The 14,021-nt window shown below is 57.2% G+C and carries 13 protein-coding genes; 4 read left to right on the top strand and 9 right to left on the bottom strand.

Annotation, left to right across the window (positions count from 1 at the left end; genetic code table 11):
• Positions 1 to 6 precede the first annotated feature (6 nt).
• Complete coding sequence (locus ACRZ9U_RS03835) at positions 7 to 1,668, top strand: FAD-binding dehydrogenase (RefSeq protein WP_170401557.1); 1,662 nt, start codon at positions 7 to 9, stop codon at positions 1,666 to 1,668.
• On the opposite strand, the gene ACRZ9U_RS03830 is transcribed toward ACRZ9U_RS03835, so the two are convergent.
• The 5 genes from ACRZ9U_RS03830 to mgtE form a co-directional block, all read right to left on the bottom strand.
• Complete coding sequence (locus tag ACRZ9U_RS03830) at positions 1,669 to 2,415, bottom strand: YbaY family lipoprotein (RefSeq protein WP_170401560.1); 747 nt, start codon at positions 2,413 to 2,415, stop codon at positions 1,669 to 1,671.
• A gap of 96 nt (positions 2,416 to 2,511) precedes the next feature.
• Complete coding sequence (locus tag ACRZ9U_RS03825; RefSeq protein ID WP_170392185.1) at positions 2,512 to 4,290, bottom strand: SLC13 family permease; 1,779 nt, start codon at positions 4,288 to 4,290, stop codon at positions 2,512 to 2,514.
• Positions 4,291 to 4,381: 91 nt separating this feature from the next.
• Positions 4,382 to 5,194: a TIGR00282 family metallophosphoesterase gene (locus ACRZ9U_RS03820; protein WP_170401563.1), complete on the bottom strand. Its 813-nt coding sequence runs from the start codon at positions 5,192 to 5,194 to the stop codon at positions 4,382 to 4,384.
• Between the two features lie 112 nt (positions 5,195 to 5,306).
• On the bottom strand, positions 5,307 to 5,873 hold the full coding sequence (locus tag ACRZ9U_RS03815; RefSeq protein WP_170401566.1) for a 5-formyltetrahydrofolate cyclo-ligase: 567 nt from the start codon (positions 5,871 to 5,873) through the stop codon (positions 5,307 to 5,309).
• Positions 5,870 to 7,264 (bottom strand): magnesium transporter, encoded by a 1,395-nt coding sequence (gene mgtE / locus ACRZ9U_RS03810; protein WP_170401569.1) that lies wholly within the window; start codon positions 7,262 to 7,264, stop codon positions 5,870 to 5,872. The genes ACRZ9U_RS03815 and mgtE overlap by 4 nt, the downstream gene beginning before the upstream one ends.
• 138 nt (positions 7,265 to 7,402) lie before the next feature.
• On the opposite strand from mgtE, the gene guaD reads away from it, so the two are divergent.
• Positions 7,403 to 8,695: a guanine deaminase gene (guaD, locus tag ACRZ9U_RS03805; RefSeq protein WP_170392193.1), complete on the top strand. Its 1,293-nt coding sequence runs from the start codon at positions 7,403 to 7,405 to the stop codon at positions 8,693 to 8,695.
• Between the two features lie 62 nt (positions 8,696 to 8,757).
• Here guaD and ACRZ9U_RS03800 read toward each other — a convergent pair whose 3' ends face one another.
• The 3 genes from ACRZ9U_RS03800 to ACRZ9U_RS03790 all read right to left on the bottom strand — a co-directional run bounded on the left by ACRZ9U_RS03800 (position 8,758) and on the right by ACRZ9U_RS03790 (position 11,414).
• Positions 8,758 to 10,092 carry an 8-oxoguanine deaminase gene (locus ACRZ9U_RS03800; protein ID WP_170401572.1) on the bottom strand — a complete coding sequence of 445 codons (1,335 nt, stop codon included), beginning with the start codon at positions 10,090 to 10,092 and terminating at the stop codon, positions 8,758 to 8,760.
• Positions 10,093 to 10,206: 114 nt separating this feature from the next.
• The gene (hisN, locus tag ACRZ9U_RS03795; protein WP_170401576.1) at positions 10,207 to 10,998 is read right to left on the bottom strand and encodes a histidinol-phosphatase; all 792 of its coding nucleotides are present in this window, start codon (positions 10,996 to 10,998) and stop codon (positions 10,207 to 10,209) included.
• A 44-nt stretch (positions 10,999 to 11,042) separates the two neighbouring features.
• Complete coding sequence (locus tag ACRZ9U_RS03790; RefSeq protein ID WP_170343628.1) at positions 11,043 to 11,414, bottom strand: helix-turn-helix domain-containing protein; 372 nt, start codon at positions 11,412 to 11,414, stop codon at positions 11,043 to 11,045.
• A 337-nt stretch (positions 11,415 to 11,751) separates the two neighbouring features.
• On the opposite strand from ACRZ9U_RS03790, the gene ACRZ9U_RS03785 reads away from it, so the two are divergent.
• Positions 11,752 to 12,720 (top strand): NADPH:quinone oxidoreductase family protein, encoded by a 969-nt coding sequence (locus ACRZ9U_RS03785; protein ID WP_170401579.1) that lies wholly within the window; start codon positions 11,752 to 11,754, stop codon positions 12,718 to 12,720.
• Here ACRZ9U_RS03785 and ACRZ9U_RS03780 read toward each other — a convergent pair.
• Positions 12,704 to 13,582: a LysR family transcriptional regulator gene (locus ACRZ9U_RS03780; protein WP_170401582.1), complete on the bottom strand. Its 879-nt coding sequence runs from the start codon at positions 13,580 to 13,582 to the stop codon at positions 12,704 to 12,706. The genes ACRZ9U_RS03785 and ACRZ9U_RS03780 overlap by 17 nt on opposite strands.
• 127 nt (positions 13,583 to 13,709) lie before the next feature.
• Here ACRZ9U_RS03780 and ACRZ9U_RS03775 point away from each other — a divergent pair, with 127 nt between their 5' ends.
• Complete coding sequence (locus ACRZ9U_RS03775; RefSeq protein WP_170401585.1) at positions 13,710 to 13,928, top strand: YjiS-like domain-containing protein; 219 nt, start codon at positions 13,710 to 13,712, stop codon at positions 13,926 to 13,928.
• The last annotated feature ends 93 nt before the right edge of the window (positions 13,929 to 14,021 follow it).

The following is a 14,021-nucleotide window of genomic DNA, read 5'->3' as shown; positions in this document are numbered from 1 at the left end:
CATCCGATGACCAATAACACCGCAGATGCGATCGTGATCGGAAGCGGCCTTGCGGGCCTCTCGGCGGCGGCCGAATTGGGCGACCGGGGCAAGCGGGTGATCGTGCTGGATCAGGAGCCCGAGCATTTTCTGGGTGGACAGGCGTTTTGGAGCCTCGGCGGCCTGTTCATGATCGACACCCCCGAGCAGCGCCGCATGGGCATCCGCGACAGCCACGATCTGGCCCTGCGCGACTGGATGGGCAGCGCGCAGTTTGACCGCGATGAAGACAACTGGCCCCGCAAATGGGCTGAAGCCTATGTCGAGTTCGCCGCAGGTGAAATGCGTCCGTGGCTGCATGAAATGGGGCTGCGCTGGTTTCCCGTCGTGGGCTGGGCCGAACGCGGCGGTTCTTATGCGGACGGACATGGCAACTCGGTCCCGCGCTTTCACATCACTTGGGGAACCGGCCCAGGTGTACTTGAGCATTTTATCCGCCGCGTCCGCGCGCATGTCGACGCCGGCTTGATCCAACTGAAGTTCCGTCACCAAGTCAGCCACATCATTATGCAAAATGGTTCTGCCAAAGGCGTGTCAGGGGAAGTCCTGGCCGATGACGGCATTCAAAGAGGTGGCAAGACCAACCGGGACGAAGTAGGCGAATTCGAAGTCTATGCCCCTTCGGTTATTGTCACCTCTGGTGGGATCGGTGGGAATTTTGAGATGGTGAGACAGAACTGGCCCCGCGACCGGCTGGGTGAACCGCCCAAAGATATGGTGGCAGGCGTTCCGTTTCATGTCGATGGCCGCATGATCCCGATCAGCGAGAAAGCTGGCGGACATGTCATCAACGGCGACAGAATGTGGCATTACACTGAAGGTGTGCGCAATTGGGATCCGATCTGGCCCGCGCACGGTATACGTATTCTACCCGGCCCAAGTTCGATGTGGTTCGATGCGCGCGGCAATCGCCTGCAACCCCCTTGCCTGCCGGGGTTCGATACGCTGGGAACGCTGAAAGAGATCCTGAAAACCGGATATGAATACAGCTGGTTTGTTCTGACCCAGAAGATCATCAAAAAGGAATTTGCGCTATCGGGGTCCGAGCAGAACCCGGATTTCACTTCGGGCAGCTGGAAAGAGGTGATCCGTCAGCGCATCCTGTCTGGCACCAAGGCGACTGGCCCGGTCGAGGCGTTCAAGGAAAAGGGCGAGGATTTCGTCGTCGCCAACACGCTGACTGAATTGGTCAGCGGCATGAACCAATTAGGCGGGGGTCTGATAGACGAGACGCATCTGCGCACCCAGATCGAGGCACGGGATTCTCAGGTCGACAATCCGTTTTCCAAAGACGCCCAGATGATGGCCATCCTTGCGGCACGCAATTATCGGGGCGACAAGCTGATCCGGACGGCCAAACCGCACAAGTTCCTCGATCCATCAAACGGCCCGCTAATCGCGGTCAAGCTGCACGTACTGACCCGCAAGACACTGGGTGGGCTGCAGACCAATCTGGACAGTCAGATGATCGGCGCCAATGGACAAATCGTCCCCGGCTTGTTTGCAGCCGGAGAGGTCGCGGGCTTTGGCGGCGGCGGCTATCACGGGTACAACGCGCTAGAGGGCACGTTTCTGGGCGGTTGCATCTTCTCGGGTCGCAACGCAGGAAGGTCCCGCGCAGTGGCCTGATTACTGGGTGCGCACGAATTTCAGTATCGGCTCACCTGCAGCATCGAGCAAAACCATGCTGTCGCCGGCAACGGCATAGTTCGTCACGTTTTGCAGGGCGGCAAAGAACTGATCCTCGACCTCGTCCAGTTCTGGCGGGCACGCCATTAAAGTCGCGGCCATATTGTCTGGAAACTCAAGGCTGTTGCCGGTGATCTCGGCTTGCCCGGAAAACCGGTTGCAACCGCCCGTGCCACCGAACGCACCACCTTGGGCGAAGGAAAGCTGGGGCGGCCGTTTTGTATCTAGCACGGTTCCACCGATACCGATGGCTGTCCACTCGGTCCCTTCCAGGGTCGCGGGGCTCTGAGCACCGGCCTGCACCAGCACAAGATCTGCCGAATTGCCTTCGCCGTTGGTCAGCACGGGATGGACCGTATCCGTCGTAAACAACAGCTCACCCCCGCGATAGATCGATCCGCGTACTGCATAGGTCATACCCTCGCGGATCAGCGCGTCGTCAAAAGTCAGCTCAAATTCCGAGGGCACTCCGTTCAACGCATAGCGTTGCGCCGCCAGCGTGACCGCTGCCGCATCGGCCCGAGAGATATCCTGCAATTCGACAAATAGCGTCGCATCCGGTGGCAGGGCGATCCGTTCACGGTAGGTTGCCGTGCCAGTGACTGTTCCTGCCGAGCTTTGGCTGCCAAGCAAGGCCAATACGATTGCTCCGGCCACAATGGCCTGCCCGAGTTTTGGAAAAGGCATGATCCCATCCTTTCACATTCATCTTAGGCAAAAAGATTGTGACGATATCGACATTTACAAGGCCCGAAACACCAGGTCGGCGAATCCGTGCCAGTGTCAGAGCGGCCAGATGAACGGAATAAGAAGTGACGCCAGCAGACCCACAGTCAGGTTCAGCGGCACACCAACTTTCAGAAAATCGGTGAATCTGTACCCACCCGGGCCATACACCATCATGTTGGTCTGATAGCCAATCGGCGTCGCAAAGGATGCCGATGCCGCCACCATCACCGCGACCACCAGCGGGCGCGGATCAATTCCTACAGCCTGAGCCAGAGAGATCGCGATCGGAGTGACCACCACCGCCACGGCGTTGTTCGAAACCAATTCGGTTAGCACCGAGGTCAACAGATATACGGCCCATATGATCAAGAAAGGTGGCAACATGCCCAGCGCCGGTGCGACCGCTTCGACAATCAGTGTAACCGCGCCCGATTTATCGAGCGCAGCCCCAATTGCGAGCATGGAGAAGATCAGGGCCAGCAATCGGCCTTCGACAAATGAGAACGCCTCATCCGCGTCGATACATCGGGTCAGCAGAACCACGGCAACGGCGATGATCGACAACAGCAAAATCGGTGCCACGCCCAACCCCGCCAGGGCGACGATCCCGACCAGCGCACCGATGGCTATGGGCGCATGGCTGCGGCGAAACGCTCGTGCCGAAGGTTGTGTAACATCGACCATATCCATATCGGCGGCCAGCTTCTGGATATCCGCAGGCGAGCCCTCTAACAGCAGCGTATCCCCGACACGCACTGTCAAAGCATCCAACTGACGCCCGATATTCTGGTTCCTGCGATGAACCGCCAGGACGTAGACACCATATCGGCGACGTAACCGCATCGCACCAAGCGTTCGACCGACCATTCGGCAGCCCGGCGTGATTAGAACCTCAACTGTCTTGGTCTCAACGGCTGAGACCTGATCCACGCGCTTGAGTTCCTTGTTGCTTTGAAGACTCAGCAATTCGGTCATCTCGGTGCGCAAAACTACCCTGTCGCCCACTTTCAGCGTCACCCCCTTGAGGTTCCGCCGCAGCGAGTCATCCCCCCGGATCACGTCGATCAGACGCACTCCGGGGCGCTTGAACAGCTGAACGCCGGTCACTTCGCGGTCGATCAGATTGCTGTCGGGTGGGATAACCGCCTCAGTAAAGAACTTCATCTTGGACCGGTCGCTGAGCATCTCAGCCATGCTGTCACGCTCGGGTAGCAGTCGTGGCGCAATGAAGCGCAGGTACACCATACCGTAGATCACCAGCGCGATGCCCAGCGGGGTAACCTCGAAGATTGAAAACGCCGTCATACCTTGTGCGCGGGCCACACCATCGACCAACAGGTTAGTCGAGGTGCCAATCAGCGTCAGCGTACCCCCAAGGATCGCCGCATAGCTGAGCGGGATCAACAATTTGGACGCCGAAACGTTCAGCGTGCGGGCGATCTGGATAAAGACCGGGATCATTACAACGACAACCGGTGTGTTCGACACCACCGCCGAAGCAACGACGACAAACGCCATCAATAACCCGATGGCAAACCGAGGGTTCACCTGCGCCTGCTTCTGCGCGAGCGAGGTGAACGCGTCAAGCGCTCCGGTGCGCACCAAGGCACCCATGATGATGAACATCGCGCCGATGGTCCACGGCGCGGGATTCGAAAGGACTGCAAGCGCACTTTGATAGGGCAGGATACCGGTTGCCAGCATCAGGGCCGCCCCGCCGATGGCGACAACTTCGGTCGGATAGACCTCGCGCAGAAACATGATGAACATGCCCGCTACGATCATCAGCGCCAGAATTGCGCTGCCCATCTCTGTCAGTTGAAGGAATTGCATTCTTGGTATTCTGTCCGAACCCTGATCTGGCATACGCGCCTAATAGGTAGTTTCACGTATTGCGTGCGGCGGGGCAAGTCTGACGTGCTTTTCAGGGTGTAGACTGCTGCAACCGCCCGCCAACACGAATCATCTGCACGGATTTTACGCTTCCATCGCGGTCATCGGTTTCGACAAAAACTCCGCTCAAAGTCGCCTCACCGGTCGCAGGCGTAAACCGCGCCTTGGGCATCCCGGTTATGAACCGGCGCATCGGTTCCTGCTTGTCCATTCCGATGACCGAGTCATAGTCGCCGCACATCCCGGCATCGGTCAGGTATCCTGTACCGCCCGGCAATACCTGCGCATCTGCCGTTGGAACGTGCGTATGCGTCCCAACCACAAGACTCGCGCGTTTGTCGCAATAATGGCCCATCGCCATCTTCTCGGACGTTGCCTCGCAATGCATGTCGACGATGATCGCCTGCGCCTGGCCGCCGCGTGGGTGCGATTTCAGGATCGGTTCAATGGCCGAAAAGGGATCGTCAAAGGGGCGTTTCATGAAGACCTGCCCTAACACCTGCACCACCAGAACCTTGCGACCGCCCGGCGCGGTGAACAGTCGATGCCCCCGCCCCGGTGCCCCTTTGGCATAATTCAACGGACGCACGATGCGAGGTTCTTTCTCAATAAACTGCAGCATGTCTTTCTGGTCGAAAGCATGATCGCCCAAGGTGATACAATCGGCCCCCGCGTCCAAAAGCAGCTTGGCGTGGTCCCCGCTCAGCCCCATTCCGTTCGAGGCGTTCTCGCCGTTGACAACGACAAAATCCAGCCGCCATTCGTCACGCAGGCGTGGCAGATGCTGCTGGATGGCGGCGCGACCCGAGCGCCCCATGACGTCACCAAGAAACAAAATCCTCATGATTGCGGTCCTAGGGGCTGGAAGTGGCAATAACAAGGCAGAAGCAAACAATCACTCAGCCTGAAGCCTGCCAATGTAAAGGAAATCGCGATCGCGCATAGCGAGGGATAACTTAGAAAGTTAGCACCCGGCTTTCAGTAATCACCATATCGAGTGGTTGATCGGTCGGCTCCAGCGGCAGATGTTCGGCTTCCTGCGCATCAAAGGCAAATCCTATGGCAAGCGTCGGGCGCTTGGCGCGCAACCCTTCAAGCGTGCGATCATAGAAGCCGCCGCCATAGCCCAAGCGGCCACCCTTCGCATCAAACGCAACCAGTGGCACGATCAGGATTTCCGGGTCGAAATAGTCATCGATCTCGGGCACTTTCGCGCCGAAGGGTCCATCTTTCAGTATGCCCTCAGGCGTCCATCGAGAGAAGCGCAACGCCTGCCCTGCGGCCTGAATGGCAGGCACGCCCACTGGACCATATGCAGAAGCCTCGGCCATTGCAGGCAGCGGGTCGATTTCGGTGCGGATCGGCATGTAGCCAGACATGGGAACACCGCGATGACCCGCCAGAACCTCGGACAAGCGCCCGGCCGCGCCCGGGATGCGCATATCAAACGCTACCTTGCGTCGCACGAATGCCGCCTTGCGCGCTGCGGCCTTGATTTCGGTCAGATCGGTTGTCTCGTTCACAGTAGCACCACGCTGGCAAGCCCCAGAAAGATGAAGAACCCCATGACATCCGTTGTCGTGGTCACAAAGGTTCCTGACGCCAGCGCCGGGTCAACACCCAGACGGTCCAGCACTACCGGTACTACCGTACCAGCAAAGCCCGCGATGATCATGTTCACGACCAGCGCCGATCCGATCACGACACCCAGCAGCGGGGAGTCGAACCACATCATCCCGACGGTTCCCAACACGATAGCGAAACACAGCCCGTTGAGCATTCCCACCAGCAGTTCTCGCCGGATTACGCGCCCTACGTTCGAGCCGGTCAGGTCGCGTGTTGCCAACGCCCGCACTGCAACGGTAAGTGATTGGGTCCCGGCATTGCCCCCCATCGAGGCGACGATCGGCATCAGGATCGCGAGCGCCACCAGTTGATCAATCGCGGCCTCAAACTGAGAAATCACCAGCGATCCGCAAATCGCCGTAACCAGATTGACACCAAGCCAAGGCAAGCGGCGCCTACTGGTTGCCGCTACACTATCGGACAGAGAGCTTTCGTCCGAGACGCCCGCAAGACGCAGCATATCCTCTTCGTATTCTTCGTCCAGGACCACCATCGCATCGTCGATGGTGATGACACCGACCAAACGACCGTCGCCATCCACGACGGGAGCCGAAATCAGGTGATACTGATTGAACGCATAGGCTACGTCCTCTTCATCCTGTTCGACGGGGATGGTGTGGAATTCATCTTCGGCAATGTCCTGCAGCGGCACCTCGCGCCGGGTTGCCATCAACTTGCCCAGCGTGACCTGAGCAACCGGTTTCAATCGCGGGTCAACAAGTATGACGTGATAGAACTGTTCCGGCAAATCGTCGGTGGCACGCATGAAATCGATGGCCTGCCCCACGGTCCAGTGATCGGGCGCCATGACCACCTCGCGCTGCATAAGGCGGCCAGCAGAGTTTTCTGGATAAGATAGGGCTTGCTCTGCCGCGACGCGTTCGGAGTCTTCAAGCGCGCCCAGGATGGTTTCTTGCTGCGGCTCTTCAAGATCTTCCAGAAGGTCAACAACGTCATCACTTTCCATATCCCGAACGGCTTCGGCCAGAACGTCCGGTTTCAGGACATTGATTACTTCTTCCCGAACTGACTCGTCGAGCTCCGACAGGATATCGCCGTCGAACTCTTTGTCATACAGCCGGATCAGGCGCGCACGGTCGTAAGGATTGATCTGTTCCAGAAGGTCAGCAATATCGGCCGCGTGCAGCGGCTCCATCAGCTCAATCAGCTTGGCGCGATCTTCGACATCAACCGCATACAGGATGGCTGCAACGGTTCGCGGGTCCAGCGCATAGGCGTCTTCGTCACGGGGCTGATCGGGTCTGGCTTCGTCGTTGCCTGTCGTCATGCGCTGCCCCTCTATCTTGTCGATTGCCCCTAGATAGAAGAAGCAGCTACCGGAAAACAATGACAATGGTCCAATTTACCCGCATCTTTCGCGCCCCTATGCTGGTTGGCGGTCCAAAACAGGCGGAGAACAGAACAAATGGCGCAAAAGACGCTTCTGAAGGGACGTGTGCTTAGCTTCAACGGATCACCGTTCGAAGGTGAGCCCACCGATGCGACCAAAATTCACCAAGCCGTCCTGATCGAAGATGGCCGCATCGCGGCACTGGGCCAGGCGTCCGACCTGTCTGACGCGCATCCCGAAGCCAACATTAAGGATTATGGCGATCAGCTGATCATGGCGGGATTTGTGGATTCTCATGTCCACTATCCGCAGACGGCGATGATCGCGAGCTGGGGAAAGCGGCTGATCGATTGGCTGAACAGCTACACGTTCCCTGAAGAGATGAAGTTTGACGACCCCGCCTATGCCGCTGAAATTGCAAACAGATATCTAGACCTAACCGCAGCCCATGGCACCACAACCATGTGCAGCTTTTGCACCATTCATCCAGAGAGTGTTGATGCCTTCTTTACCGCCGCGCAGGCGCGTGGGCAGCGGGTCGTCGCGGGTAAAACCTGCATGGATCGCAATGCGCCTGAGGGGCTGCGAGATACTGCACAAACCGGATACGACCAGTCCAAAGCTCTGCTTGAAAAGTGGCATGGGGTTGATCGCATATCTTACGCCATCACTCCACGATTTTCGCCGACATCGACGCCAGAACAGCTGGAGGCGATGGGCGCGCTTTGGGCCGAGCATCCCGACTGCCTGATGCAAACCCATCTGAGCGAACAGACCGATGAGATCGAATGGGTCCGATCCCTGTTCCCCGACGCGCGCGACTATCTGGACACCTATGAGCAGTTTGGGCTGCTGGGTGGAAATGGCCTTTACGGGCACGTGATCCATCTGGAAGAGCGGGAGCGCGATCGTCTGCGCGAGGTAGATGCAGCTCTGATCCACTGCCCCACATCAAACACGTTTATCGGCTCTGGCCTGTTTGACATGAATGGTCTGATCCACTCAGGGCACCGCGTGGGCTTGGCCACCGACACCGGAGGCGGCTCAAGTTTTTCAATGCTGCGCACAATGGCTGCGGCCTATGAGATTGGTCAATTGCGAGGCCATCCCTTGCACCCCTCGCAATTGCTTTGGCTTGGAACGGTGGGATCGGCTCGTACCCTGCGGATGGATGACCGTATTGGCAACATCGCCGTGGGCATGGAGGCCGATCTGGCGGTGCTGAACCTCGCATCGACGCCTGCTATCGCCCAGCGCGAAGCTCATGCTGATGATCTTTGGGAAGCGGTGTTCCCGACCATTATGATGGGTGATGACCGTGCCGTAACCGATACCTGGATCGCCGGACGAGCTGTTTCTGGTCGATAGGAATGGGCCTATGGCCCATGCCTCCGGCGGAGGTATTTTTAGCCAGATGAAGAGCGGATCCGCTATTCTGCCAGCGCGCGTGCCAGACGATTCTGGGTTTCTATGACCCTTGGCAGGTCGATCGTGGCGATCTGACTGTTACGAACAATCTGGCGTCCCTCGACAAAGAGGTGTTTGACACGCGTTGGTCCGGCCAGAAGGAGCGCAGCGGGGTCCCAACTGCCTGCACTTTCAATTCCTTGCGCGTCCCAAATGGCAATATCAGCTCGTTTACCGGGCATAAGCCGGCCGCAATCGGGCCGATTCAACACATCCGCCCCGCCTCGGGTGGCGATCTCAAGCGCCTCACGGGCCGACATGGCGTCAGCGCCGTTTGCGACTCGTTGCAGCAGCATAGACTGGCGCGCCTCGGCCATCAGATTGCCGCTGTCGTTGCTGGCTGATCCATCCACACCCAACCCGACTGGCACGCCTTGATCACGCATTTTTCGGACTGGCGCGATACCTGAACCAAGACGACAATTGGAACATGGACAGTGCGCAACGCCGGTTCGGCTACGTGCAAACAGGTCAATCTCGGCGCCATCCAGCTTGACACAATGAGCGTGCCAGACATCCGAACCGGTCCAGCCCAATTCTTCGGCGTATTGGCCGGGTCTACAGCCGAACTGATCTTGAGAATAGGCTATATCCTCATCGTTCTCCGCCAGATGGGTGTGCAGCATCACACCTTTGTCGCGCGCTAACAGCGCGGCATCGCGCATCAGGTCCCGACTAACCGAGAACGGCGAACATGGCGCCAAACCAACGCGACACATCGAACCCTCAGATGGGTCGTGATAGGCATCTACTACGCGGATCATATCCTCCAGAATAGCCTGCTCGGATTCGACCAAAGCATCAGGAGGCAGTCCACCATCACTTTCGCCAATGCTCATAGCCCCACGCGTGGGATGAAAACGCAGCCCCAGCTCTGACGCTGCATGGATCGTGTGTTCAAGCCGCGCGCCATTGGGATATAGGTAAAGGTGGTCAGAGCTAAGCGAGCAGCCGGACAGTGCCATCTCGGCCAATCCGATCTGGGCAGATATAAACATCTCGTCAGGACCAAAGCGGGACCAGATGGGATAGAGCGTTCGCAACCAACCAAACAGCAAAGCGTCCTGCCCGCCGGGAACCGCGCGGGTGAGCGTTTGGTAGAGATGGTGATGGGTGTTCACCAGACCGGGGGTCACAACACACCCAGTGGCATCATGTATTTCGCCATCGCTCGTAAGGCGCTGGCCAATCTGGGCAATCTTACCATCCCGAACCAGCAGATCAGCGCCTGCAAGCTCTTGCCGATCATCATCCATCGTCAGGATCATATCGGCGTTACGGATCAGAAATTCTGTCATTTTCGCACTCCCGCATACTGCCCGTCTCATGCATGGAGTGATGGGCTGGTGGAAAACGGGCGTAAGAACCAGCCGTGATCAGTTTAAAGTCGCAAAGAAGGGTCGGCAACCCGTTTAGTATTGCTTCAGAATTTCTAGCGCTGCCGCATGAATCTCAGTATTGGCTGCAGCGAGCGCACGCCCACCATTATGAGCCGGATTGCCCTGCCAATCCGTCACAATACCACCCGCGGCCTCGATCACCGCGATTGGGGCCTGGATATCGTAGGAATTCAATCCGGCCTCGACCACTAGATCGGTTTGACCTGCAGCGAGCAACGCGTAGGCATAACAATCCATCCCATAGCGTGTCAGCTTCGTTTTCTGAGAAACCGCCTTGAAGGCGGCGGCCTCGACCGCGCTGCCAACCTCCGGGAAGGTGGTGAAGATGATCGCCTGGTCCAGAGATCGAGTGTCACGCGTCCCAAGTTCGGTGCGTCCCAAAGGGCCTTTGACAAAGGCGTGCTCTTTATCTCCGATAAAACGTTCGCCGATATAGGGCTGATCGATCACACCAAGCTTCGGTCCAGTCTCATCGCTCAGGGCGATTAAGACACCCCATGTGGGCGTACCACTTATGAAACCGCGCGTGCCATCGATTGGGTCCAGCACCCAAACTCGTCCGCTTGTTCCCTCGGAATGACCGAACTCTTCCCCCAGGATACCGTCCTCAGGCCGGTGATCAGCCAGCACCCTACGCATTGCTTTTTCTGCTTCGCGATCAGCGGCTGTCACCGGATCAAAACCGGCATCGAGTTTGTTGTCTGTCTTCAGGTTAGATTGGCGGAAAAACGGAAGAATGGCCGCCCGCGCAGCGTCGGCCATTTCTTCGGCAATCTCTAGATCGCTTCGTAGGGTGTTTTGCATTGCTTACCCGTGCGCCCCACACCCCGCGAAGTCAAGCGCTTGTATCAGGCGACGTCGCTCAGCACGCGTGCCAGTTCAAACAGGCGGCGACGCTGGTTTTCCGGGATCGCATAATACGAGCGAACAAGATCAAGCGCTTCTTTATCACCCATCAAATCCGCAGGAACCGATTTCTTGTCTGCATCCGACTTCTGAGCCTCTTCAAGACCCTCGAAGAAAAAGCTGACTGGAACATCCAAAGCTTCGGCAATGTCCCACAAACGCGATGCGCTTATCCGGTTGGCCCCAGTTTCGTATTTTTGGATTTGTTGAAACTTGATACCAACTTGCTGCGCCAACTGCTGCTGAGTCATGCCAATCAGCCAGCGGCGATGCCGGACGCGTTTGCCCACATGGACATCGACGTGATGGGTCATTGGTAGTCTCCTTTACACAAACACCTGTCCGGGAAACCGCGACAGCAGCCATCGCCGCTTAGTTAGCGGGTCGCTGCTTAAGAACTCCCTAATTCGGATCGTGCCCCCCGAACAGCACCATAGTACAATATTGCCGCAATCCGTTATTTTTTCAAGCTGGTTGAATCAGAGAATTCGAACAGTGGTTTGTGGTTGTACGGCCAACATAGAGATTGATAGTTTCTAAATGGGAAACAGTTGATCCACCCTATTCAGTTTAACGCTGTGAAGATTGCGAATGGAATTGACAAACGGTCAAGCCAAACGGCCTATGGCGACAAAAGAGCGGAGACCAATGATGCAGGCATTTCGTATCGAGACCAAAGGGGCACCCGCTCAGCTATGCGAAACACGCGAAGCACCGCTGCAAGAGAACCAAGTTCGTATCGCAATCCGCGCCTGCGGCCTGAACTTTGCAGACCTTCTGATGCAGAAAGGAACGTATCAAGACACCCCCGAAGCACCGTTTACGCTGGGCATGGAGATTGCAGGGATTGTCACCGAAATTGGAAACAATGCTACGCATTTGAAGTTGGGCGATCGTGTTGCAGTCTATTCAGGTCAAGGCGGCCTGGCCGAATCAGGCGTTTTTGATGCGGACCGGGCAATTCCCCTTCCAGATTCCATGAGTTTCGAAGACGCGGCCGCAATCCAAATTGCCTATGGCACCAGCCATATTGCTCTTGCGCACCGGGCGCGACTGCAACCGGGCGAGACCCTACTGGTCACCGGTGCTGCCGGTGGCGTGGGATTGACCGCAGTTGAAATCGGAAAACTGATGGGTGCGACAGTCATCGCCCAAGCCCGCGGGCAGGACAAATTGGCCGTGGCACAAAAAGCTGGTGCGGACCATTTGCTTGACGCAAGCGAAGACCTGCGCGACCGCGTTCTCGCTCTGGGTGGTGCTGACGTGGTCTACGATGCGATTGGTGGAGATGTCTTCAAGGCCGCCTTCCGCGCGACCAACCCGGAAGGCCGCTTGTTACCGATCGGATTTGCGGCAGGTGAGGTGCCCCAGATCCCGGCCAACCATCTATTGGTCAAGAACCTGACCGTGATCGGCGTATATATCGGCGGCTATCTGAATTTCAGACCCGAGATCGTGCGCGACAGCTTCAGCACCTTGTTCCGCTGGCATTCTGAGGGCCGGATAAAGCCTCATATCAGCCACGTCCTGCCCTTGCAGGATGCAGCAAAAGGTTTGGAACTGCTGCGCGATCGCAAATCCACTGGCAAGGTGGTGATCCGCATCAACTCGCCACTTTAAGCGGCTGCGCCGTTGGATGATTGAAATTTTGGCGCAGTAGGTTCGCAAGCTCTGATACGTATTCCTCACGTACCCGCTCGGCACCATAGAGGTTGATGAACTGCACAGGCAGATCCGGCAGAACCCCGGCATGGTCAATCAGTTCCTGATGGCTGGGCTGGGTGCCTTCCAGCAAAACTCCCACAGCCAGATCAGCGCTGACGGTGGCTTCAACGGTGCGGTCGGAATCGCTGTCGATGCTCATATCCCATTCGATTCCCGCATCATCCAGCGCCGCTGTCGCGACTGGGCGAAAAATGCAATTCCGGCAAAACCCCAGCCGCAAAGGCTTTTGGCGCCAGGCAGATCCGTTCAGCGCGCCAACCCAACGCAAAGGCATATGGTGCAGGGTTTCGGCACCTTCGCCCGCACCCGATTCCGTAGTCACAATCAGATCGAAGCTTCCGCGTGCGAACTCTTCTTTCAAGTGCCGCGTGTTGGAAGTGACCAAGTTTACGCTGACCCGAGGAAAGCTGGCATTGAAACGCTTCAACACGCGCGGGATGAACGGATGAACGACGTCATGCGGTACGCCTAGCACGACCTCGCCCTCAAACGCCTGATCCGTCAGCCGCCCGATTACCTCATCATTCAACGCAATTATCCGCCGCGCATAAGCCAGCAACTGCTCTCCGGACGCCGTTAGCGCGATGGTTCGACCGGATCGATCCAGTAATTCCAGGCCCAAAAGCTCTTCCAGCCGTTTTAGCTGCATAGAGACCGCAGATTGCGTGAGGTGAAGAAATCCAGCGGCACGCGTCACGCCACCATGATCAGCAACAGCTACGAAAGACCGCAATGTAGTGATGTCCAGATTTCGCATGTTCAAGATTCCTTATGAGACTCGTCATAAACATTCATTTCCAAAATATGTCAGACTGCTCCATATAGATCAAGGAAATTGATTGAAACGCCACGTTTCATCAGACAATCAGGAAAGGGCAATACTCATGACCCATATAGCCATCTCAACCCCTCGTCGCATCAAGCGTAAGGCAATTGGCGACCGGATACTTGACCTGCTTAGCCTCGCTCGTCAGCGTCGCGAACTCGCCCAGCTTGATGATGATGCACTGAATGACATCGGCGTTTCACGCAAAGACGCGCGTAACGAAGCAGAGCGCCCGTTCTGGGACGCGCCCGACAGCTGGCACAAACATCTGTATTAATTCGAAAATACCGGCGGCTTGAGGGATTTGGCGACCAAGCCGCCGGTTTTTTGGCGACAGTTGCAAAAATTGCCGACAGTTTTGCTGAGTTTC

The sequence above is a fragment of the Ruegeria sp. D7 genome (genome assembly GCF_056534355.1).
This window is presented reverse-complemented; position numbering and strand designations above follow the sequence as displayed.

What these genes read in the sequence shown, in the direction of transcription:
- ACRZ9U_RS03835 (WP_170401557.1), top strand. Translation starts at nt 7, where the DNA reads ATGACCAATAACACCGCAGATGCGATCGTGATCGGAAGCGGCCTTGCG.
- ACRZ9U_RS03830 (WP_170401560.1), bottom strand. Translation starts at nt 2,415, where the DNA reads ATGCCTTTTCCAAAACTCGGGCAGGCCATTGTGGCCGGAGCAATCGTA.
- ACRZ9U_RS03825 (WP_170392185.1), bottom strand. Translation starts at nt 4,290, where the DNA reads ATGCAATTCCTTCAACTGACAGAGATGGGCAGCGCAATTCTGGCGCTG.
- ACRZ9U_RS03820 (WP_170401563.1), bottom strand. Translation starts at nt 5,194, where the DNA reads ATGAGGATTTTGTTTCTTGGTGACGTCATGGGGCGCTCGGGTCGCGCC.
- mgtE (WP_170401569.1), bottom strand. Translation starts at nt 7,264, where the DNA reads ATGACGACAGGCAACGACGAAGCCAGACCCGATCAGCCCCGTGACGAA.
- guaD (WP_170392193.1), top strand. Translation starts at nt 7,403, where the DNA reads ATGGCGCAAAAGACGCTTCTGAAGGGACGTGTGCTTAGCTTCAACGGA.
- ACRZ9U_RS03800 (WP_170401572.1), bottom strand. Translation starts at nt 10,092, where the DNA reads ATGACAGAATTTCTGATCCGTAACGCCGATATGATCCTGACGATGGAT.
- hisN (WP_170401576.1), bottom strand. Translation starts at nt 10,998, where the DNA reads ATGCAAAACACCCTACGAAGCGATCTAGAGATTGCCGAAGAAATGGCC.
- ACRZ9U_RS03790 (WP_170343628.1), bottom strand. Translation starts at nt 11,414, where the DNA reads ATGACCCATCACGTCGATGTCCATGTGGGCAAACGCGTCCGGCATCGC.
- ACRZ9U_RS03785 (WP_170401579.1), top strand. Translation starts at nt 11,752, where the DNA reads ATGCAGGCATTTCGTATCGAGACCAAAGGGGCACCCGCTCAGCTATGC.
- ACRZ9U_RS03780 (WP_170401582.1), bottom strand. Translation starts at nt 13,582, where the DNA reads ATGCGAAATCTGGACATCACTACATTGCGGTCTTTCGTAGCTGTTGCT.
- ACRZ9U_RS03775 (WP_170401585.1), top strand. Translation starts at nt 13,710, where the DNA reads ATGACCCATATAGCCATCTCAACCCCTCGTCGCATCAAGCGTAAGGCA.